The sequence below is a fragment of the Pseudomonas sp. MS15a(2019) genome, assembly GCF_013277805.1.
Classification (GTDB): Bacteria; Pseudomonadota; Gammaproteobacteria; order Pseudomonadales; family Pseudomonadaceae; genus Chryseomonas; species Chryseomonas benzopyrenica.
On record NZ_VBTN01000010.1, the window covers coordinates 255113 to 275832 of the forward strand.

At 65.4% G+C, this 20720-nt stretch carries 18 protein-coding genes; 12 read left to right on the forward strand and 6 right to left on the reverse strand.

Annotated features, from left to right (window positions below; genetic code table 11):
• The first annotated feature begins 33 nt into the window (after nt 1–33).
• The 3 genes from pabB (at nt 34) to FEZ61_RS15640 (ending at nt 3388) form a co-directional block, all read left to right on the forward strand.
• Complete coding sequence (gene pabB, locus FEZ61_RS15630; RefSeq protein WP_173149385.1) at nt 34–1377, forward strand: aminodeoxychorismate synthase component I; 1344 nt, start codon at nt 34–36, stop codon at nt 1375–1377.
• A 48-nt stretch (nt 1378–1425) separates the two neighbouring features.
• Entirely contained in the window at nt 1426–2046 is a 621-nt protein-coding gene (locus FEZ61_RS15635) for a phosphoadenosine phosphosulfate reductase family protein (protein ID WP_173149387.1), read from the forward strand.
• 61 nt (nt 2047–2107) lie between these two features.
• A complete protein-coding gene (locus FEZ61_RS15640) occupies nt 2108–3388 on the forward strand; it encodes an MFS transporter (RefSeq protein WP_173149389.1) in 1281 nt (426 codons plus the stop codon).
• Here the strand turns inward: FEZ61_RS15640 and FEZ61_RS15645 are convergent.
• The gene (locus FEZ61_RS15645; protein WP_017641931.1) at nt 3361–4671 is read right to left on the reverse strand and encodes an MFS transporter; all 1311 of its coding nucleotides are present in this window, start codon (nt 4669–4671) and stop codon (nt 3361–3363) included. The genes FEZ61_RS15640 and FEZ61_RS15645 overlap by 28 nt on opposite strands.
• A gap of 268 nt (nt 4672–4939) precedes the next feature.
• Here FEZ61_RS15645 and FEZ61_RS15650 point away from each other — a divergent pair, with 268 nt between their 5' ends.
• The 8 genes from FEZ61_RS15650 to FEZ61_RS15685 all read left to right on the forward strand — a co-directional run bounded on the left by FEZ61_RS15650 (nt 4940) and on the right by FEZ61_RS15685 (nt 14433).
• On the forward strand, nt 4940–5692 hold the full coding sequence (locus tag FEZ61_RS15650) for a FadR/GntR family transcriptional regulator (RefSeq protein WP_017641930.1): 753 nt from the start codon (nt 4940–4942) through the stop codon (nt 5690–5692).
• A 29-nt stretch (nt 5693–5721) separates the two neighbouring features.
• Nucleotides 5722–6408: a FadR/GntR family transcriptional regulator gene (locus tag FEZ61_RS15655; protein ID WP_017641929.1), complete on the forward strand. Its 687-nt coding sequence runs from the start codon at nt 5722–5724 to the stop codon at nt 6406–6408.
• A gap of 80 nt (nt 6409–6488) precedes the next feature.
• Nucleotides 6489–7358, forward strand: a complete 870-nt coding sequence (locus FEZ61_RS15660; RefSeq protein ID WP_173149391.1) for an SMP-30/gluconolactonase/LRE family protein — start codon at nt 6489–6491, stop codon at nt 7356–7358.
• Nucleotides 7359–7578: 220 nt separating this feature from the next.
• Nucleotides 7579–8583, forward strand: coding sequence for a substrate-binding domain-containing protein (locus tag FEZ61_RS15665; RefSeq protein WP_007160547.1), 1005 nt, complete (start codon nt 7579–7581; stop codon nt 8581–8583).
• A 216-nt stretch (nt 8584–8799) separates the two neighbouring features.
• Nucleotides 8800–10326 carry an L-arabinose ABC transporter ATP-binding protein AraG gene (gene araG, locus FEZ61_RS15670; protein WP_017641927.1) on the forward strand — a complete coding sequence of 509 codons (1527 nt, stop codon included), beginning with the start codon at nt 8800–8802 and terminating at the stop codon, nt 10324–10326.
• Nucleotides 10327–10370: 44 nt separating this feature from the next.
• Nucleotides 10371–11339, forward strand: a complete 969-nt coding sequence (gene araH / locus FEZ61_RS15675; RefSeq protein WP_173149393.1) for an L-arabinose ABC transporter permease AraH — start codon at nt 10371–10373, stop codon at nt 11337–11339.
• An 82-nt stretch (nt 11340–11421) separates the two neighbouring features.
• Nucleotides 11422–13161, forward strand: a complete 1740-nt coding sequence (locus FEZ61_RS15680) for an IlvD/Edd family dehydratase (protein WP_064307460.1) — start codon at nt 11422–11424, stop codon at nt 13159–13161.
• 123 nt (nt 13162–13284) lie between these two features.
• Nucleotides 13285–14433: an aldose epimerase family protein gene (locus tag FEZ61_RS15685; RefSeq protein ID WP_068383845.1), complete on the forward strand. Its 1149-nt coding sequence runs from the start codon at nt 13285–13287 to the stop codon at nt 14431–14433.
• 227 nt (nt 14434–14660) lie between these two features.
• On the opposite strand, the gene FEZ61_RS15690 is transcribed toward FEZ61_RS15685, so the two are convergent.
• On the reverse strand, nt 14661–16238 hold the full coding sequence (locus FEZ61_RS15690; RefSeq protein WP_173149395.1) for an aldehyde dehydrogenase (NADP(+)): 1578 nt from the start codon (nt 16236–16238) through the stop codon (nt 14661–14663).
• Between the two features lie 152 nt (nt 16239–16390).
• Nucleotides 16391–17386, reverse strand: coding sequence for an AraD1 family protein (gene araD1 / locus FEZ61_RS15695; protein WP_017641923.1), 996 nt, complete (start codon nt 17384–17386; stop codon nt 16391–16393).
• A 102-nt stretch (nt 17387–17488) separates the two neighbouring features.
• Here araD1 and FEZ61_RS15700 point away from each other — a divergent pair, with 102 nt between their 5' ends.
• A complete protein-coding gene (locus FEZ61_RS15700; protein ID WP_173149397.1) occupies nt 17489–18412 on the forward strand; it encodes a LysR family transcriptional regulator in 924 nt (307 codons plus the stop codon).
• A 151-nt stretch (nt 18413–18563) separates the two neighbouring features.
• Here the strand turns inward: FEZ61_RS15700 and cysB are convergent, their stop codons facing one another.
• From cysB to FEZ61_RS15715, 3 genes are all read right to left on the reverse strand, one after another.
• Nucleotides 18564–19538, reverse strand: coding sequence for an HTH-type transcriptional regulator CysB (gene cysB / locus FEZ61_RS15705; RefSeq protein ID WP_017641921.1), 975 nt, complete (start codon nt 19536–19538; stop codon nt 18564–18566).
• Nucleotides 19539–19650: 112 nt separating this feature from the next.
• Nucleotides 19651–20133 carry a universal stress protein gene (locus tag FEZ61_RS15710; protein ID WP_173149399.1) on the reverse strand — a complete coding sequence of 161 codons (483 nt, stop codon included), beginning with the start codon at nt 20131–20133 and terminating at the stop codon, nt 19651–19653.
• Between the two features lie 108 nt (nt 20134–20241).
• Entirely contained in the window at nt 20242–20568 is a 327-nt protein-coding gene (locus FEZ61_RS15715; RefSeq protein WP_173149401.1) for a thioredoxin family protein, read from the reverse strand.
• Nucleotides 20569–20720: the final 152 nt, after the last annotated feature.

The window sequence follows — 20720 nt, forward strand, 5'->3', positions numbered from 1 at the left end:
ACTAGCGCGCCGCCCACCCCAGCCGACCTCGCCATGCCCCTCTGCCAGTTGCATCCCCTGCCCTACCACGCCGATCCCACGGTGCGGTTCGCCCTGTTGCAGGGCGAGCCCGGCGCGGTGCTGCTGGACTCCGGGCGGCCGGTAGCCGAGCGCGGTCGCTACGACCTGATGGCGGCCTGGCCGCGCGAAGTGCTGCAACCCGACTTCGGCGAGTCGGGGCGAGCCTTTTTCGCCCGGACACGCACCGCCCTGGCCAGCCTGGGCCAAGCGGACCTGCCGGAGGGCGTGGACCTGCCCTTCGCCGGTGGCCTGCTGGGTTATCTCGGCTATGACTTCGGTCGCCGCCTGGAGCGCCTACCGGACGGCGCCCGCGCTGACCTGCAGCTGCCCGATGCCCGCCTGGGCCTCTATGCCTGGGCGCTGATCAGCGATCATCAGGCGCGGACCAGCCAACTGGTCTTTCATCCCAGGCTGGACGAGACGGAAAGGCAACGCCTGATCGCGCTGTTCGCTGCCGATGCACGCCCCGAAGCCGACGGCTTCCGCCTGACCGCGCCCTTCGCCGCCGACATCGACCGCGCCACCTATCGCCAGCGCATCGAGGCCATCCAGGCCTATATCGCCGCCGGCGACTGCTACCAGGTCAACTTCGCCCAGCGCTTCCGTGCGTCCTTCCAGGGTTCGCCCTGGCGCGCCTACCAGGCCCTACGCGCGGCCTGCCCGACGCCTTTCTCCGGCTACCTGGCACTGGACAGGGGCGCCCTGCTCAGCCATTCGCCCGAGCGCTTCCTCCGAGTGAGTCGCGGCCAGGTGGAGACCCGGCCGATCAAGGGCACCCGGCCACGCCGTACCGATCCCACCGCCGATGCCGCCGAAGCCCGCGCCCTGCTGGCCAGCCCCAAGGATCGCGCCGAGAATCTGATGATCGTCGACCTGCTGCGCAACGACCTGGGGCGCAGTTGCCGGATCGGCTCGGTACGGGTGCCCGAGCTGTTCGCCCTGGAGAGCTATCCCAACGTCCATCACCTGGTCAGCGCCGTCACCGGTGAACTGGCCGCTGGGCTGGACGCCCTAGACCTCTTGGCTGGCAGTTTCCCTGGTGGCTCCATCACCGGCGCGCCGAAGATCCGCGCCATGCAGATCATCGACGAGCTGGAAGAGACCCGCCGCGGCCCCTACTGCGGTTCGCTGCTCTATCTGGACGTGCGCGGCGAAAGCGACAGCTCCATCCTGATCCGCAGCCTGCTGGCAGAAGACGGGGTACTCAGCTGCTGGGGCGGCGGCGGCATCGTCATGGATTCCCACTGGGAAGACGAATACGCCGAATCCCTGGCCAAGGTGCGGGTGCTGCTGGAGACGCTGGAAGCCCACAGCTGATCCGGCTTTGCTACCATGGCGTCATCTCTTCCCCGGCTGGAGCCCGCCATGTCCCTCGATCTCGCCCGCCTCAACGCCGACCTCGGCCGCGATCCCGAAAAGCTCGTCGCCTGGGCCCTGGGCCTGGGTAAGAGCGCCATCGTCACCACCAACTTCCGCCCCTTCGAGGCGGTGATCCTGCATATGGTCAGCCAGGTCAAGCCGGACATCCCGGTGGTCTGGATGGACAGCGGCTACAACACCCCCGCCACCTACCGTTGCGCCGACGAGATCGTGCGCAAGCTGAACCTCAACCTGGTGACCTACCTGCCCAAGCGCTCCCGCGCCCACCGCGAGGCCATCGACGGCCCGGTGCCGGGGCTGGACGATCCGCGCCACGCCGCCTTCACCGAAGAGGTCAAGCTGGAGCCCTTCGCCCGCGCCCTGCGCGAGACGGCGCCCGAGGTCTGGTTCACCGCCCTGCGCGCCACCGACACCGCAGTGCGTGCCCAGATGGATCCGGTCAGCATGAATCCGGACGGCCTGATCAAGGTCGCCCCCCTGCTGCACTGGACCTCCAAGGACCTCTACCAGTACCTGACCGCCCACGACCTGCCCAACGAATTCGACTATTTCGACCCCACCAAGGGTGACGAAAACCGCGAGTGCGGCCTGCACCTCGCCCACTGAGTCGACACCTCCCGCGCGCTCGGTTCCGGGCGCGTGCCCTGTTCCTGCTGAAACATCGCCCATGACCGCTTCCCGCCCTATCCACTCCCGCAAGGGCGTTTTCGCCGTGGTGCTTGGCAACGCCGTGGAGTTTTTCGACTTCGGCGTCTACGCCACCTTCGCCGTGCTCATCGGCCAGGTGTTCTTTCCCTCGCAGAACGCCTTCGCCAGCCTGATGGCCAGCGTCATCACCTTTGGCGTCGGCTTCGTCGTCCGGCCACTGGGCGCCATCCTCATCGGCGCCTGGGCCGACCGCGTCGGGCGCAAACCGGCGATGCTGCTGACCATGGTGCTCATGGCCCTGGGCACCGGTGGCATCGCCGTGCTGCCCGGCTACGAGCAGATCGGCATCGCCGCGCCCATCCTGCTGGTGCTCACTCGGCTGTTGCAGGGCCTGGCCTGGGGTGGCGAAGCCGGCCCGGCCACCACCTACATCCTGGAAGCGGCGCCGCTGCATAAGAGGGGCACCTACGCCTGCTGGCAGGTAGTGGCCCAGGGGCTGGCCGCGGTGGCGGCCGGGCTGATCGGCTACGGCCTGACCCTCTGGCTGACGCCCGAACAACTGCTGGCCTGGGGCTGGCGTCTGCCTTTCCTGCTGGGCCTGGCGATCCTGCCCATCGGTCTCTATATCCGGCGCGGCCTGGTGGATACCCATGTAGGGGAAACACGAGGTACCGGGGCGGTGCTCGGCGAGGTACTGGCCACCCAGCGGCGACCGCTGCTGCTGGGCCTGCTGATCCTCTCCGGCAGTACTATCACCCAGTACTTCCTCAACTACATGACCACCTTCGCCCTGGTGGAACTGAAGCTGCCGGCCGGGATCGCCATGCTCGCCACCCTGGTGATGGGCGCGGCCATGGCGGTGTGCTCGATCCTGGGCGGCGTGCTCAGTGATCGCTATGGCCGGCGCATCGTGCTGATCCTGCCGCGATTACTGCTGCTGGTGCTGCTCTATCCGGCCCTGGAACTCATCACCCAGGCGCCTGGCTCCGGCACCTTCCTGTTGACCTTGGCGGTGCTCTCCGGCCTGCACGGCATGAGCGGCGCGGCGCTGATCGTGCTGCTCGTGGAAAGCTTTCCCCAGCGGGTGCGGGCCACCGGTTTCTCCCTGGTGTACGCGGTAGGCGTGGCGGCCTTCGGCGGTACGGCCCAGATCGTGGTGACCTGGCTGATCGGCGCCACGGGGGATCGCATGGCGCCAGCCGGCTACCTGCTGGTGGCCAATCTGGTCTGTCTCGGCGCCGCCTGGTTCGCCGCCGAGACCTGCCCGGGGCGTCAGCCGGCGGAACGCTCCGCGGCATAACCCTCTTCCCGACGGTTCTTGCGCTCCAGGCGGGTATAGACGATGCCGGTCAGCAGCAGGCCGAATACCAGCACCGCGGCCAGCAGATAGAGCCCCGAAGCCAAGGTACCGGTCGCGGCCTTGAGCGCGCCGATGCCATAGGGGCCGAGATAGCCGCCGAGGTTGCCCACCGAATTGATCAGGGCGATACCGGCGGCGGCGCTGGCCCCGGCGAAGAAGCGACCCGGCAGGGTCCAGAACAGCGCGGTGAGGGAAAACAGACAGAAGGCCACCACCGACAGCGCCGCCAGCTGCAGCACCGCGGTACCGAACCAGGCACTGCCGGCCATGGCCAGGGCGCCCACGGCATAGAGCACCGCCAGGTGCCCATAGCGATCGCCCAGACGATCGGAACTGCGCGGCACGATGAGCAGGCCGAGGATGCCGAAAGCATAGGGGATGGCGGAGATGAAGCCGGTGGTGAGATCGCTGCCACCGAACTGGTGGATCAGCGTCGGCAGCCACAATCCGAGACCGTAGATGCTCAGGGTCACCGGCAGGTAATACAGCGCTAGCAGCAGTACCCGACGATCCTTGAGCGCATGCAGGGGATTGCCATGGCGGGTCTGGTCGAAGAGGTGCAGGTCCTTTTCCAGCTCCGTGGCCAGCCAACGCTTTTCCTCGGCGTCCAGCCAGGTGACCTGCTGCGGGCCGTCCGGCAGCCGGGTCAGGGTCGGCCAGGCCAGCAGCACCGCCGGGGCGCCGATGCAGAGGAACAGCCACTGCCAACCGTGCAGACCAAGGGCGCCATCCAGCTGCAACAGCATGCCCGACAGCGGTCCCGTCACCAGCATGGCGATGGGCTGGGAGAGGATGAACAGCCCCATGATCTTGCCGCGGTGGCGCACCGGGAACCACTGGGTGAGGTAGTAGAGCACCCCGGGAAAGAAGCCGGCCTCGGCGACCCCTAGCAAGAAGCGCATGACATAGAAACTGTTGGGCCCCTGGACGAAGGCCATGCCCATGGTGATGGCACCCCAGGTGATCAGGATGCGGGCGAACCAACGACGCGCACCGAAGCGTTCCAGCAGGAGGTTGCTGGGCACCTCGAAGAGGAAGTAACCGATGAAGAACAGGCCGGCACCGAGGCCATAGGCGGCATCGCCGATGCCGACGTCGGCGCCCATGTGCAGCTTGGCGAAGCCCACGGCAGAGCGGTCGATGTAGGCGACCAGATAGAGCAATACGAGAAAGGGGATCAGCTTACGCGTGATCCGGCGGATGAGGACGGATTCGGGGTGCATGGCGTTCTCCGACTTGTTGTTGTTGTGCGGTTGAAGCGCAGATTGCTCAAAATTCTAACGTACTATCATTGAATCGTTAAACACCCAATTTAGGCCATTAATCGACTCTTAAGGTAATTTTGATAATACTAAAATATTGTTACGAAGTAGGAAATCTTACCTCTTGATTTCCGCTGATCCCCGTTACAGAGCCGCTTGGCCCGCGATAACATCGGTTATCGCGCTGATGGTGTTATAGTGATGGCACGACGACTTCGGATGCCTTTCGATGAATTACAAGACACCGCTGCCGCGCAAAAGCAGACACGCTCGCATCGTCCACGAACTCGGTACTCAGATCGTGTCTGGCCAGTTTTTGCCAGAACAACGCCTGCCTCCCGAGTCGCAACTGTGCGAAGACTACGAGGTGAGCCGGCCCGTCCTGCGGGAAGCCACCAGAGTGCTGGTCGCCAAGGGCTTGGTCAGATCCAAGCCCAAGGTCGGAACCGTTGTGAAGCCACGCAACGAGTGGCATCTGCTCGACCCCGACGTCCTGCATTGGCTGTTGCAGAGTGATTCCCGGCACTCCTTTTTTGAAACCCTGGTCAAGGTGCGTAACATCATCGAGCCGGAGGTCGCTGCCATGGCGGCGGCCAATGCCCAGCCCGAAGACCTGACGGCGATCGAAGAAGCCTATGAGCGCATGGAGCAGGCCGAGGATCTGACCGCCATGGCCGAGCCGGACATGGCCTTTCATCTGTCCATCGCCAATGCCACGCACAACGAGTTGCTCATTCACCTCTACAGCATCATGCTGATCCCGGTACGGGATTACCTGGAACGCTCTGCGGCGCTGTTCAAGGATGAAAGCCTCGGTCTGCTGGTACCGCGACACAAGGCCATCCTGACCGCCATTCAGCATCGCGATCCGATCTGCGCCCGCCATGCCGCCATCGCGCAGCTGGCCGGGGTCGATGACCTGGTCACCGAGACCTTCCGGACGGATCCCTTGTCTGCCAAGGAAGTTTCGTATGATCATTAAGGGCAATAACCCACTCGCGGTATGCCCTCATGTCCAGCAGCTACCACGCTTCCACCGTCGAACAGCTCGGCCAGCGTCTGGCGGCCGGGCAATTCCCACCCGGTAGCTCGCTCAAGGTAGAGGCGGACCTCTGCCAGGAACTCGGCGTCAGCCGTACCATCCTGCGCGAGGCGATCAAGACCCTGGCGGCCAAAGGCATGCTGGAAGTCGGCCCCAAGGTCGGTACCCGGGTCCTGCCGCTCAGCCGCTGGAACCTGTTCGACACCCAGGTGGTGGGCTGGCTGGCCACGGGCGGCCTGCCCGCGCATTTCGTCAAGGACCTGCTGGACCTGCGCCACGCCATCGAGCCGGCCGCAGTGCGCTGGGCCTGCGAAAGAGCCACCCCCGAGCAGGTCCAGGCGATTCAGGTCGCCTACCAGCATCTGGAAGCCTCCCTCGACGGTGGCGACTACAACACCGCCGACCAGCGCTTCCACGAATGTGTCCTGGCGGCCAGTCACAATCAGTTCATCGAGCAGATGGTGCCCGCGCTGGGCGCGCTGCTGGCAGCCTCCTTCACCCTGTCGTCGGCCGACCCTGACGAGCTGCGACGCACCCTCCCCCTGCACAAGACCCTTGCCGATGGCATCGCGTCCCGCGATGCCGCGCGCGCCGTCTGGGCCTGCATGATGCTGATCGACAGCGCAGCGGTGACCCTGGCCCGCTATACCGACTGATGTCCCGGTCGGCAACCTCGGCGTCTCTCCAGGTTCCTATGCTTGTATTTTCCGTCCTGCCACAACAAGAGAGGTGAACGATGGATTGGCAGCCGCTGCTTCCCCAGCGCTTCAAACTGGCCGAGGGCCCCTTCTGGGACCAGGAGACCCAGGCGCTCTACTGGGTGGACATCGCCGGCTTCAAGGCCTGCCGCCTGCGCGGCGAGCACTACCAGGAATGGCAATTGGATAGGCCCTGCTCCGCCTTCGTGCCTACAATCCGTGGCGACGCCCTGGTGACCTTGCCGGATGGCGTCTTCCGCCTGGATCTCGATTCCCCGCCAGAGCGTCCCGCCCTGGAGCTGTTCTGCGTCGCCGATCCCGATCCAGGCAATCGCGGCAACGAAGCGCGCTGCGATGCCCAGGGCCGGCTCTGGCTCGGCACCATGCAGAACAATCTCGATGCCCAGGGTGGCGATGTGGCCATCGATCGCCATTCGGGCGGGCTGTTCCGCATCGACCCTGATGGCAGCGTCAGTCGTCACGCCAGCGATCTCGGCATCGCCAATACCCTGGTGTGGAGCGCAGTCGACAACCACGTCATCAGTGCCGACACCCTGAAGGACACCCTCTATCGCTATCCACTGGATGCCAGCGGCAACCTGGGCGAACCCACCGTTTGGGCCGGTCCTCACGAGCGCGGCTCGCCGGATGGCTCGGCCATCGACAGCGAAGGCTGTGTGTGGAACGCGCGCTGGGACGGCAACTGCCTGCTGCGTTTCTCGCCCGAGGGCGAGTTGCTGGAGATCGTCGAGCTGCCGGTCCAGCGCCCCACCAGTTGCGTCTTCGGCGGAGCGGATCTGCGCACCCTCTACGTTACCAGCGCCGCCGCCGATGGCGCCCTCGACGGCGCCCTGCTCACGGCGACCGCGCCGGTAGCCGGCATGCCCTGCCACCGTTTCGCCGGCTGATTCATCCTACCGACCCTGGCGCCCTCTGCGGCGCCTTTCAGCGCCAGACCCTATGTAACAGCCTGGTGACAGAGGTGACGAAAAATCCCGTCACCTTTTCCTTGCGCCCGCATTCATCCAATCATACTATCAATAAAGAGCGGCGTCGTCTGACCTCCACGACGGCAGCCCGCCGCCTTGCATTGCCTGGCCACACCAATAAAAACAAGGAGTTCCAGCTATGTTCCGTGTTCCGGGAGTTCGTTCTCTGCTGCGTGCCGCCCTCGCCGCCGGTGCCGTCAGCCTGTCTCTCTCCGCCTTCGCCGCCGATCCGGTCAAGATCGGCTTCCTGGTCAAGCAACCCGAGGAACCCTGGTTCCAGACCGAGTGGGCCTTCGCCGAGAAAGCCGCCAAGGACAAGGGCTTCACCCTGCTCAAGATCGCCGTGCCGGATGGCGAGAAGACCCTCGCCGCCATCGACAGCCTGGCTGCCAACGGCGCCAAGGGCTTCGTGATCTGCCCGCCCGACGTCTCCCTCGGCCCGGCCATCGTGGCCAAGGCCAAGCTCAACGACCTCAAGGTGATGGCGGTGGACGACCGCTTCGTCGACGCCAAGGGCAAGTTCATGGAAGACGTGCCCTACCTGGGCATGGCCGCCTTCGAGGTCGGTCAGCAGCAGGGCGCGGCCATGGCCGCCGAAGCCGAGAAGCGTGGCTGGAAGTGGGATGACACCTATGCGGTGATCAACACCTACAACGAGCTGGATACCGGCAAGAAGCGCACCGACGGTTCGGTGGAAGCCCTGAAGAAGGCCGGCCTGCCCGCCGACCACATCATCTTCGCCCCGCAGAAGACCCTCGACGTGCCTGGCAGCATGGACTCCACCACCTCGGCCCTGGTCAAGCTGCCCTCGGGCGCCAAGCACCTGATCATCGGCGGTATGAACGACAACACCGTGCTGGGCGGCGTCCGCGCCACCGAAAGCGCCGGCTTCAAGGCCGAGCAGGTGATCGGCATCGGCATCAACGGCACCGACGCCATCGGCGAACTGAAGAAACCCAACAGCGGCTTCTTCGGCTCCATGCTGCCCAGCCCCCACGAAGAGGGCTACCAGACCGCCAGCATGATGTACGAGTGGGTCACTACCGGTAAGGAACCGCCCAAGTACACCGCGATGGACAAGGTCACCCTCATCACCCGCGCCAATTTCCAGCAAGAGCTGGAAAAGATCGGCCTCTGGAAGTGATGACCCCGGCGGCGCCGGTCCTGGCGCCGCCCCCTTTCATATTGGAGCCTTTATTACGATTTAGCGAGCTAGCGACAAACAAGGCGAAAAGGCTTTAGGAAACGCAGTTTACGATTAGTAAATGAGCATTCCGACGGGGCTGGCCCTCCAGAGGCTTTTCAACACAGTTTGGCCGACGCGCAGCAGATCGTAAAAAGGTTGTGACAGGAGTGCCTCATGGCAGCCTTGGAACACACCACCGCCCAGAGCGCCGACAGCCTCGGCTTCGTTGGCATCGGCAAGACCTTTCCCGGCGTCAAGGCGCTCGCCGACATCTCCTTCAGCGTGCGTCCCGGCTCGGTGCACGCCCTCATGGGCGAGAACGGCGCCGGCAAGTCGACCCTGCTGAAGATCCTCAGCGGCTACCACGCTCCCACCACCGGTCACCTCAACATCGACGGCCAGGAGCTGGTGTTCAAGAGCACCGCCGAAGCCATCCGCGCCGGCGTCGCGGTGATCCAGCAGGAACTGCAGCTGGTGCCGGAGATGACCGTCGCCGAGAACCTCTTTCTCGGTCACCTGCCGGCGCGCTACGGCATCGTCAATCGTGGCCACCTGCGCCGCCAGGCCTTGGACCTGCTCAAGGGCCTGGCCGAAGAGATCGACCCCAATACCAAGGTCGGGCGCCTGTCGCTCGGTCAGCGTCAGCTGGTGGAGATCGCCAAGGCGCTCTCCCGCGGCGCCCGCGTCATCGCCTTCGACGAACCCACCAGCTCGCTGTCCGCCCGCGAGACCGATCGGCTGATGACCATCATCGCCCGGCTGCGCGACGAAGGCCGGGTGGTGCTCTATGTCTCCCACCGCATGGAAGAGGTCTTCCGCATCTGCGACGCGGTGACGGTGTTCAAGGACGGTCGCCACGTGCGCACCATCGAGCGCTTGGCCGACATCACCCCCGACCAGCTCATCACCCTGATGGTCGGCCGGGATCTCGCCGACATCTACGACTACCGGCCGCGCGAGATCGGCGGCGGCTGCCTCAAGGTCGAGGGTCTGCTCGGCCAGGGCCTGCAGCAGCCGGTGGGCTTCGAGGTCTGCCAGGGCGAGATCCTCGGCCTGTTCGGCCTGGTCGGCGCCGGCCGCACCGAGCTGCTGCGCCTGCTGGCGGGCCTGGAAAAGCACAAGGCTGGCAGCCTGAGCCTCAAGGGCGCCCCGGTCAGCCTCAGGTCCCCACGCGACGCCATCGCCGCCGGCATCCTGCTGTGCCCGGAAGATCGCAAGAAGGAAGGCATCGTGCCCCTGGCCAGTGTGGCCGAGAACATCAACATCAGCGCCCGCGCCCATCACGCCAGCCTCGGCTGCCTGATCCAGGGCCGCTGGGAAAAGGCCAACGCCGAAAAGCAGATTCGCGCGCTCAACGTGAAGACGCCCCATGCCGGGCAGAAGATCAAGAATCTCTCCGGCGGCAACCAGCAGAAGGCCATTCTCGGTCGCTGGCTGTCGATGCCCATGCAGGTGCTGCTGCTCGACGAACCCACCCGCGGCATCGACGTGGGTGCCAAGTCGGAGATCTACGCCATCATCCATGACCTCGCCGCCCGCGGCATCGCCGTGGTGGTGGTCTCCAGCGACCTGATGGAGGTCATGGGCGTGGCCGACCGCATCCTGGTGATGAGCGAAGGCGCCATCACCGGCGAGGTGGCCCGCGCCGAGTTCAACGACGAGCGGCTGCTGCAGCTCGCCCTGCCCCGTACCCGCGCCTGAGGGCGCGCCTTGCTGGTCGAGATAACAATAAAGAGGTCCTATCCATGTCCGCCCAACCCCACAGCCTGACCCCGCCGCGCCGCGGCTTCGACATGCGTCGCTTCCTCGACGACTGGGCCATGATGCTAGCCGCGCTGGTCATCTTCGCCCTCTGCGCGCTGTTCGTGCAGAACTTCCTCTCGCCGCTGAACATGCGTGGCCTGGGCCTGGCGATTTCCACCGTGGGCATCGCTGCCTGCACCATGCTGTTCTGCCTGGCCTCCGGCCACTTCGACCTCTCGGTGGGCTCGGTCATCGCCTTTGCCGGCGTGGTCGCGGCGGTGGTGATGCGCGACTTCGACAGCGTCTTTCTCGGCGTCGCCGCCGCCCTGGCCATGGGCCTGGTGGTGGGCCTGATCAACGGGCTGGTGATCGCCAAGCTCAAGATCAACGCCTTGATCACGACCTTGGCGACCATGCAGATCGTGCGCGGCCTGGGCTACATCTTCTCCGACGGCAAGGCCGTGGGCGTCTCCCAGGAGCAAATCTTCGTGTTCGGCAACGGCCAGCTGTTCGGCTTGCCGGTGCCCATCGTCATCACCCTACTGTGCATCCTGTTCTTTGGCTGGCTGCTCAACTACACCACCTTCGGCCGCAACACCATGGCCATCGGTGGCAACGAGGAGGCCGCGCTGCTGGCCGGTGTCCACGTCGACCGCACCAAGATCATCATCTTCGCCATGCATGGGGTGATCGGCGCCCTGGCCGGCGTGGTACTGGCCTCGCGCATGACCTCGGGCCAGCCGATGATCGGCCAGGGCTTCGAACTCACGGTGATTTCCGCCTGCGTGCTGGGCGGGGTCTCCCTGGCCGGCGGCATCGGCATGATCCGCCACGTGATCGCCGGCGTGCTGATCCTGGCGATCATCGAGAACGCCATGAACCTGAAGAACATCGACACCTTCTACCAGTACGTCATCCGCGGAACCATCCTGCTGCTGGCGGTGGTGATCGACCGCTTCAAGCAGCGCTAAACCCAGACTCTGCCCTCCCCCGCGGCGCCAGGTGCGCCGTGCCGGGGACCGCTTTGCCCGTGAAATGCCCGAGGACAAGACAATGACCACGCCCAAACGCCCGCTCCGCTCCGCCCAGTGGTTCGGCAGCAACGACAAGAACGGCTTCATGTACCGCAGCTGGATGAAGAATCAGGGCATCCCGGACCATGAATTCCAGGGCAAGCCCGTCATCGGCATCTGCAACACCTGGTCCGAGCTGACCCCCTGCAACGCCCACTTCCGCAAGATCGCCGAACACGTCAAGCGCGGTATCTATGAAGCTGGCGGCTTTCCGGTGGAATTCCCGGTGTTCTCCAATGGCGAATCCAACCTCAGACCCACCGCCATGCTGACCCGCAACCTGGCCAGCATGGACGTGGAAGAAGCCATCCGCGGCAATCCGGTGGACGCCGTGGTGCTGCTCACCGGCTGCGACAAGACCACGCCGGCGCTGCTGATGGGCGCCGCCAGCTGTGACGTGCCGGCCATCGTCGTCACCGGTGGCCCCATGCTCAACGGCAAGCACCACGGTCGCGACATCGGCGCTGGCACCATCGTCTGGCAGATGCACGAGGCCTACAAGGCGGGCGCCATCGACCTCAACGAATTCCTCTCCGCCGAAGCCGGGATGTCACGCTCGGCCGGCACTTGCAACACCATGGGCACCGCCTCCACCATGGCCTGCATGGCCGAAGCCCTGGGTACCTCGCTGCCGCACAACGCCGCCATCCCGGCGGTGGATTCGCGTCGCTACGTACTGGCGCACCTGTCCGGCATGCGCATCGTCGAGATGGTGGAAGAAGACCTGCGGCTATCGAAGATCCTCACCAAGGAAGCCTTCGAGAACGCCATCCGCGTCAATGCCGCCATTGGCGGTTCCACCAACGCGGTGATCCACCTCAAGGCCATCGCCGGCCGCATCGGCGTGGACCTGGAGCTGGACGACTGGACCCGCGTCGGCCGCGGCACCCCCACCATCGTCGACCTGCAGCCCTCCGGCCGCTTCCTGATGGAGGAGTTCTACTATGCCGGCGGCCTGCCGGCAGTGATCCGCCGCATGGGCGAAGCCAAGCTGCTGCCCCACCCCGAGGCCCTGACCGCCAACGGCAAGAGCCTCTGGGCCAACTGCGCCGAGGCGCCCATCTACGGCAACGACGAGGTCATCCGCGCCCTGGACAACCCGCTACGCGCCGACGGCGGCATCTGCGTGCTGCGCGGCAACCTGGCACCCAAGGGCGCGGTGCTCAAGCCCTCGGCCGCGACCCCGGCGCTCATGCAGCATCGCGGTCGCGCCGTGGTGTTCGAGAACCTGGAAGACTACAAGGCGCGCATCGTCGACCCGGACCTGGATATCGACGAGACCTGCGTGATGGTGCTGAAGAACTGCGGACCCAAAGGGTATCCGGGCATGGCCGAGGTGGGCAACATGGGCCTGCCAGCCAAGCTCCTGGCCAAGGGCATCACCGACATGGTGCGCATCTCCGACGCCCGCATGAGCGGCACCGCCTACGGCACCGTGGTCCTGCACGTGGCGCCCGAGGCCTCGGCCGGCGGTCCGCTGGCGGTGGTGCGCGAAGGCGACATGATCGAGCTGGACTGCGCTTCCGGCCGCCTGCACCTGGACATTCCCGACGAAGAACTGGCTGCGCGCCTGGCCGACTGGCAACCGCCGGCGGATCAGCTGCTGGCCGGCGGCTACCGGCGCCTCTACGTCAACCACGTGCTGCAGGCCGACGAAGGCTGCGACTTCGACTTCCTGGTCGGCTGCCGCGGTTCCGAAGTGCCACGCCACTCCCATTGACCGGCTCTACCCCCTCTCCCACCGGGAGAGGGTCGGGGTGAGGGGCTGGCGCAGCCTCTCTTTCCGGAACTCGGGGCCCTCTGCCCCACTCTTGCACAACAACAAACCGAAAAGGTGGTCGAGATGAAACGCACGTTAGCCCTCACCGGACTTGGACTGTCACTCATGATCAGCACCCTTACCGCCCAGGCGGCCGGCCTCACCAGCCAGCAGTCGAGCTTTGGCAAGCTGCCCGATGGCACTCCCATCGAGAAGTTCGTCCTGACCAACAGCCACGGCATGCAGGCCACGGTCATCACCTACGGTGGCGTGCTGCAGGCGCTTAAGGTGCCCGACCGCAAGGGCCATGGCGAAGACGTGGTCCTGGGCTTCGATGACGTCCAGGGCTATCTCGACAACCCCAACGTATTCTTTGGCGCCACCATCGGCCGCTTCGGCAACCGCATCGCCGAGGGCCGCTTCAGTCTCGACGGCAAGAGCTACCAGATCCCCCAGAACGACAAGACCAACGCCCTGCACGGCGGCCCCCAAGGCTTCAACACCAAGGTGTGGAAGGCCGAGCCGGCCAAGGGCGACGGCTGGGTCGGCGTGACCCTGAGCTATGTCTCCCCCGATGGTGAGATGGGCTTTCCCGGCACCCTGACCACCCAGGTGACCTACCAGCTGGACGAGCACAACCAGCTAACCCTCAAGTACCGCGCCACCACCGACAAGCCGACGGTACTCAACCTGACCAACCACAGCTACTTCAACCTGGCGGGCGCTGGCAGTGGCACCGTGCTCAAGCAGGTGGCGATGCTCAATGCCGACAAATACACGCCAGTGACCGCCAAGCTGATCCCCACCGGCGAATTGCCACCGGTGGCCGGCACGCCCATGGACTTCCGCAAGCCGACCGCCATCGGCAAGCACATCGCCGACGACAACCAGCAGCTGAAGTACGCCGAACCCAAGCAGGGTGGCTATGACTTCAACTGGGTGCTCAACACCGCTGGCGATCTGCAGAAAGCCGCTGCCGTGGTGACCGACCCGGGCTCCGGCCGCACCCTGACCCTCTACACCACCGAACCAGGCGTGCAGTTCTATACCGGCAACTTCCTGGAGGGGAACATCAAGGGCAAGGCCGGCAAGACCTATGGCCACTGGGGTGCCTTCACCCTGGAAACCCAGCACTACCCGGATGCCCCCAACCAGCCCAACTTCCCCACCACCCGCCTGGATCCCGGCCAGACCTACACCCAGACGACCATCTTCAAGTTCGCCAGCAAGTAAGGCTGCTCCTGATGCAAGAAAGGCCGCTCTCAGGAGCGGCCTTTTCTGTTGGGCTCGTGCCGGGCGCTTCCCTCACCCCAACCCTCTCCCAGAGGGAGAGAGGGTTGCTCCGACGCGGCCCGTAGCCTGGTGCCTGGTAGCGTGGAAAGCAGCGAGCCTTTTCCACCACCCAATAAAAAACCCGGCGTCTCGCGACACCGGGTCTTACTTCACTCAAGACAGCGCGATCAGATCGCGGCCTTGGTGTTCTCGCCGTTCACCAGGCGCTGGATACCCAGCGGGTTGGCGTTCTGCAGGGCTTCCGGCAGGAAAGCATCCGGGTAGTTCTGGTAGCACACCGGGCGCAGGAAGCGATCGATGGCCAGAGTGCCGACCGAAGTGCCGCGGGCATCGGAGGTCGCCGGATAGGGACCGCCATGGACCATGGCATCGCAGACTTCCACGCCGGTGGGATAGCCGTTGAGCAGCAGGCGACCGGCTTTCTGCTCCAGCAGGCCGATGATGGCCTCGAAGCGCTGCAGATCGGCCGGTTCGGCCAGCAGGGTGGCGGTCAGCTGACCGTGCAGGCCTTGCAGCGCCTGCTGCAGCTGGGCTTCGTCGGCTACCTCGACCACCACCGTGGTGGGGCCGAAGACTTCTTCCTGCAGCAGCTCGTCGCTTTCCAGCAGCAGACTCACGTCAGCTTTGAACAGCTGCGGACGGGCCTGGTTGCCTTCCTGGTTGGCGCCGGCCAGGTGTTGTACACCCGAATGAGCCAGCAGCGCCGCGACGCCCTTCTCGTAGCTCTTCAGGGTGCCCGGATTGAGCATGGTCTGGGGTGCCTGCTCGTTCATGGCACCGGCCAGGCGCTCCAGGAAGCTGCTGAATTCTGGCGAACGCACGCCGATGACCAGGCCAGGATTGGTGCAGAACTGGCCACAGCCCAGCACCACGGAGGCCGCGAGTTCACCGCTGATGGCGTCGCCACGGGCCTTGAGCGCCTCGGGCAGCACGACTACCGGGTTGATGCTGGACATCTCGGCGAAGACCGGGATGGGTTGCGGACGAGCCGCGGCCATGTCGCACAGGGCACGACCACCACGCAGGGAGCCAGTGAAGCCCACGGCCTGGATGGCCGGATGCTTGACCAGTTGCTCGCCCACGCCACCGCCGTAGATCATGTTGAACACGCCCTTGGGCATGCCGGTCTTCTCGGCGGCGCGGATCACCGCGTCGGCCACGTATTCGGCGGTGACCATATGGCCACTGTGGGCCTTGAACACCACCGGGCAACCGGCGGCCAGGGCCGCGGCGGTATCGCCACCGGCGGTGGAAAAGGCCAGCGGGAAGTTGCTGGCGCCAAAGACGGCTACCGGACCCAGGCCGATGCGGTACTGACGCAGGTCAGGACGCGGCAGCGGCTTGCGATCGGGCAGCGCGGTGTCGATACGGGCACCGTGGAAGTCACCGCGGCGCAGCACCTTGGCGAACAGGCGCATCTGGCCGCTGGTACGGCCACGCTCGCCCTGAATACGGCCAGCCGGCAGCGCGGTTTCCTGGCAAACCAGCTGGACGAAATCATCGCCTAGGGCATCCAGTTCGTCGGCGATGGCATCAAGGAAGGCCGCGCGCTTTTCGGCGCTCAGCTTGCGGTACAGGGGCGCGGCCTGCTCGGCGGCACGGGCGGCGGCATCGACTTCGGCCGCGGACGCCTGGAAGAATTCGTAGGGCAGCTTTTCGCCGGTGCTGGCGTCGATGCTATAGACCCGCACCTCGCCCTCGCCGCTGCGAGCGCCACCGATGTAGTTCTTGCCTTGAATCTGCATTGTTCTCGACTCCTTATACCTAGGGGTTCAGGGAAGACCACCCGCCTCGGGGCGGTCTTCGAAAGGGTGGCACGCTCAGCGTCTGAGCGGCCGGACCAGCCTGTGCGATACCCACTCTAGCATTCGCATAGTCAGCAGTCATCATACAACTATCAGAGTTGGCGGACCTGCCCTGGCTGGAAGGCTGCCGTGCCGGTCTTGACGCCATTGCTCAGCGGCTCGCCGAATTCCGGCACCGCGATCTCGAATCTGTCGCCCGGCTCGACGCGGACGCCATCGGCGAAGGACAGGGTCGCCGTGCCGAAGAAATGCACATGGACATCGCCCGGCCGCAGGAACTGCGCATACTTGAAGTGGTGATATTCCAGGTTCTCCAGGCTGTGGCACATGTTGTCCTCGCCCGAAAGAAACTCCTTCTCCCAGACCACTTGCTCGCCGCGACGGATGCGGCTGGTACCCACCAGATGGCGTGGCAATTCCCCAGTACGCAACGCCGGACCAAAGCTGCAATAGCGTAGTTTGGAATGGGCCAGATAGAGATAGTTCTTGCGCTCCAGCACGTGGTCGGAGAATTCGTTGCCCACCGCATAACCCAGGCGATAGGGCTTGCCGTCGTCGCCGATCACATAGAGACCGGTCAACTCGGGCTCTTCCCCCGCGTCCTCGGCGAACTCCGGCAGCGGGATGTCGGCACCTGGGCGCACCAGGATGCCGCCGTCGCCCTTGTAGAACCATTCCGGTTGGGCACCGGCGGTGCCGGTCGCGGGCCGACCGCCCTCCACGCCCCATTTGAACATGCGCATGGAGTCGGTCAGCTTGGCCTCTTCCTGGCTGTTCTGCTGGTGCATCTTGTCGCGGGTAGCGGCGCTGCCCAGGTGGGTCAGGCCGGTTCCGGTGACCAGGCAGTGCGCCGGATCTTCATGGTCCAGCGGCGGCAGCAGACGGCCGCCGTCGAGCAGCTCGGCATAGGCTGGTCCGGGCTCCAGGCCCAGGGTCTGCACCTGAGACTCTAGCGAAACGCCGGCACGGATGGCCTGCAGCGCCAGGGTCCGGGTGCTGGTGGCACCGCGGACCTGCTGGACTTCGCCGCGCTCGACCACGCCGACGCGACGCTGGCCCTGTTGGTCTTCGAACTGAATCAGGTGCATGGCATTCTCCTTGTTGGTTATCGCCTGAGGAAGACTTTACTCGGCGCTACAGGGCCTGCCTAATGAGAACTCCCTATCCCGTGATAACCAACGGTTATTCCCATGCTGCCATCCCTGGGCTCCATCGCCTCTCGCCTACGCCTGCGTCAACTACGGTTGCTGATCGCCCTCGACGAAGAAGGCTCGCTGCACAAGGCCGCCGAACGCATCGCCATTTCCCAGCCCGGGGCCACCAAGGCCCTGCACGAAATCGAAAGCACCCTGGGCGCCACCCTCTTCCTGCGCACCCACCAGGGCCTACAGCCCAATGACCTGGGCCGCTGCGTGATCCGCTATGCACGACTGATCGAGAGCGACCTGGCCCATCTGCGCGAAGAGATGCTCGGCATCCTCCAGGGGGAAGGCGGCCGTCTGGCAGTGGGGGTGATCATGGGCGCCGTGCCGCGATTGATCGCCGCGGTGTCCCGCCTGGGCGCGGCGCAACCCCAGCTCGGCATCGAGATCATCGAGGACACCAGTGTGCGCCTGCTCGATTTGCTCGACGCCGGCCGCATCGAACTGGCCATCTGCCGCAGCAGCGTCAGCCGTCGTCCGGATGCCTATGACTGCCTGGAGGTGCGCGAAGAGCGGCTGGAGATCGTCTGCCATCCCCGCCATCCCCTGGCCGAGGCGCCAGCGCTGAGCCTGGCCGACCTGGTCGACAGTCGCTGGATCGTCTATCCGGCCAATCTGCCGATGCGCCTGACCCTGGAACGGGAATTCCGCGCGGCGGAGCTGGAGTTTCCTCGCTATCCGGTGGAAACCGCCTCCACCTTCACCCTGCTCGGCTTGCTGCAGGAAGACCCCAACCAGGTGGCCATGCTGCCCAGCGACATCGCCCAGTTCGGCGCAAGACACGGCCTGCTGCGTCGCCTGCCGGTCGTCCAGCGCACCCGCAACGAACCCTATTCGATCCTGGTGCGCCAGGGCGCGGGGTTGTCGGCCGCGGCGCAGCTGCTGCTGGAGCAGTGGCGGTTGGAGGGGTGAGGTAGGTGGGCAAACGCATCGCGGCCATGGGCCGCTCCTACATTAGCGTCCGTGCTTGTAGGAGCGGCCCATGGCCGCGATTGGTCTGACTTGCTGCAGCGGCCGCATCGGCGGACCGCCGTGGCCGCGATAACGCCGCTAAGAAGCCCTCTTAATACGTCGGCAGCGTCACCCCATGGAACAGCGTCTCCAGCTCCTGGCGGGTCGGCGTCTGCATGGCCTCGGTCAACACATCGCGGGTCAGGTGTGGCGCGAAGCGGCCGATGAAGTCGCACATGAAGCCGCGCAGGAAGGTGCCGCGGCGCAGGCCAATCTTGGTCACGCTGGCTTCGAAGAGGTGGCTGGCGTCCAGGCAGACCAGGTCGGCATCGGCTTTGTGATCCACCGCCATGTCGGCGACGATGCCCACGCCCAGGCCCAGGCGCACATAGGTCTTGATCACGTCGGCGTCCGCGGCGGTCAGCACCACGTTGGGTTCCAGCCCGTGACGGGCAAAGGCCTCGTCGAGCTTGGAGCGCCCGGTGAAGCCGAAGACGTAGGTCACCAGCGGCTGTTCCGCCAGTTGTTCCAGGGTCAGATTCTCGACCTTGGCCAACGGATGGTTCTGCGGAACGATGACGCAACGGTTCCAGCGATAGCAGGGCATCATCACCAGATCATTGAAGCGCTCAAGGCCTTCGGTAGCGATGGCGAAGTCGACGGTGCCGTCGGCGGCCATCTCGGCGATCTGGGTCGGCGAGCCCTGATGCATGTGCAGGGCCACGTCCGGATACTGCTTGATGAACTCGCTGATCACGTCCGGCAGCGCATAGCGCGCCTGGGTGTGGGTGGTGGCGATGGACAGGGTGCCCTTGCGCTCGTTGGAGAATTCCTGGGCGATCTGCTTGATGCTCTCGCACTTGCGCAGGATCTCGCCCGCGGTCTGGATGATGCGCTCGCCGGCCGGCGTTACCCGGGTCAGGTGCTTGCCGCTGCGGGCGAAGACCTCGACCCCCAGCTCGTCCTCGAGCAGGCGGATCTGCTTGCTGATGCCGGGCTGCGAGGTATAGAGGCTCTGGGCCGTGGCGGAGACGTTCAGATCGTGGTGGGCGACTTCCCAGATATATCGCAACTGTTGCAGCTTCATGCCGGCTCCTCGCTGACCCATGCGCAAGCATATAACAGTAAAGCAGGCCTCAAGCTTTTTCTAGACCGAAATCGAATTAAGTCGCTGGAGGACAAGGGCTGACGCTGGCGGATCACCCCTGGCGCAGTGGCACCAGGTACACAGGGATGCGCGCGGTCTGCAGCAGGCGGCTGGCGGTACGGCCCAACGGCGCGACCTGGGCATCGCCCTGGCTGCGACTGCCGATCACCAGCAAATCCGCGGCGAACTCCTGAGCCTGCTTGAGGATGACCGCTGGCGGATCGCCCTGCACCACCCGTACGGCCCTCACCAGGCCTACGGTGGCGGGGGTTTCCTGCAGGTCCTCGCGCAGGGACTCGAACACCTGCTGCTCGATGGTCTCCAGGACGAGGTCCAGACCGCCATTGCGCAGGCGATCCAGAGATTCGCCATCCAGATACTGCTGCAGCAGGGTGGAGGCCAGGAGGCCGAGCGGCTCCACCACATGGACGACATACAGCCGGGCCTGATGGATGCGAGCGAGATTCAAGGCGTGCTGAAAGACATAGGACGAACACAGGCCCAGGTCCGTGGCATAGAGCAGCGAGCGGATCACGATTCCTCCTGGCCAGATCAGCCGATCGGGCCGGTACGACGCGGGATAGCCTTCTCCAGCGTAGCAGGGGATTGCCGTTTGCGCTGCGAACCGCACGTTAGAGCCCTTTCAGGGCAGCTCCTCGGGCTCGCGCTCCGCGGCGGTCAGGATCGCCGCCACCAGCGCCGGCTCCCGCAGCGGCGCCTGCACCGGGCCGAGGAAATCGCCATCCCGGACCAGGAACAACGCCGGCAGATGAAAGACGCCATAGCGCTGCACCAGTCCCCCGCTGCGCTCGGCATCCACCCAGTACAGTCGCTCGACCGGCAACGTCGCCACAGGCAGCACCTGGCGTGCCAGGCGGCAGGTGGCGCAGCCAGCGCTGGTAAAGATCAGCAGCGAGCGCCCAGGCGCCGCCAGCAGGGCGGCATCCGCCGTGCCATCGTCCAATTCCATCGCTTCCTCGTCGCGATCATCGCCAAAGCCCGCCCTCGGGCGCGCCAATAGCGTCGTAACCATTGTGAGCAGGCGGGACACGCGTTAAGGTGCCCCACCCTCTCCACCGTATTTTGCCTGCACGGGCCCCGTCCTGTCGCAGCGCCGTGACC

Bases quoted from the DNA above. Each gene is read 5' to 3' on its own strand.
- araD1 (WP_017641923.1), bottom strand. From the start codon at position 17,386: ATGCACCTGATTCAGTTCGAAGACCAACAGGGCCAGCGTCGCGTCGGC.
- FEZ61_RS15665 (WP_007160547.1), top strand. From the start codon at position 7,579: ATGTTCCGTGTTCCGGGAGTTCGTTCTCTGCTGCGTGCCGCCCTCGCC.
- FEZ61_RS15640 (WP_173149389.1), top strand. From the start codon at position 2,108: ATGACCGCTTCCCGCCCTATCCACTCCCGCAAGGGCGTTTTCGCCGTG.
- pabB (WP_173149385.1), top strand. From the start codon at position 34: ATGCCCCTCTGCCAGTTGCATCCCCTGCCCTACCACGCCGATCCCACG.
- FEZ61_RS15700 (WP_173149397.1), top strand. From the start codon at position 17,489: ATGCTGCCATCCCTGGGCTCCATCGCCTCTCGCCTACGCCTGCGTCAA.
- FEZ61_RS15655 (WP_017641929.1), top strand. From the start codon at position 5,722: ATGTCCAGCAGCTACCACGCTTCCACCGTCGAACAGCTCGGCCAGCGT.
- FEZ61_RS15635 (WP_173149387.1), top strand. From the start codon at position 1,426: ATGTCCCTCGATCTCGCCCGCCTCAACGCCGACCTCGGCCGCGATCCC.
- FEZ61_RS15645 (WP_017641931.1), bottom strand. From the start codon at position 4,671: ATGCACCCCGAATCCGTCCTCATCCGCCGGATCACGCGTAAGCTGATC.
- FEZ61_RS15685 (WP_068383845.1), top strand. From the start codon at position 13,285: ATGAAACGCACGTTAGCCCTCACCGGACTTGGACTGTCACTCATGATC.
- araH (WP_173149393.1), top strand. From the start codon at position 10,371: ATGTCCGCCCAACCCCACAGCCTGACCCCGCCGCGCCGCGGCTTCGAC.
- FEZ61_RS15715 (WP_173149401.1), bottom strand. From the start codon at position 20,568: ATGGAATTGGACGATGGCACGGCGGATGCCGCCCTGCTGGCGGCGCCT.
- araG (WP_017641927.1), top strand. From the start codon at position 8,800: ATGGCAGCCTTGGAACACACCACCGCCCAGAGCGCCGACAGCCTCGGC.
- FEZ61_RS15650 (WP_017641930.1), top strand. From the start codon at position 4,940: ATGAATTACAAGACACCGCTGCCGCGCAAAAGCAGACACGCTCGCATC.
- FEZ61_RS15680 (WP_064307460.1), top strand. From the start codon at position 11,422: ATGACCACGCCCAAACGCCCGCTCCGCTCCGCCCAGTGGTTCGGCAGC.
- FEZ61_RS15690 (WP_173149395.1), bottom strand. From the start codon at position 16,238: ATGCAGATTCAAGGCAAGAACTACATCGGTGGCGCTCGCAGCGGCGAG.
- cysB (WP_017641921.1), bottom strand. From the start codon at position 19,538: ATGAAGCTGCAACAGTTGCGATATATCTGGGAAGTCGCCCACCACGAT.
- FEZ61_RS15660 (WP_173149391.1), top strand. From the start codon at position 6,489: ATGGATTGGCAGCCGCTGCTTCCCCAGCGCTTCAAACTGGCCGAGGGC.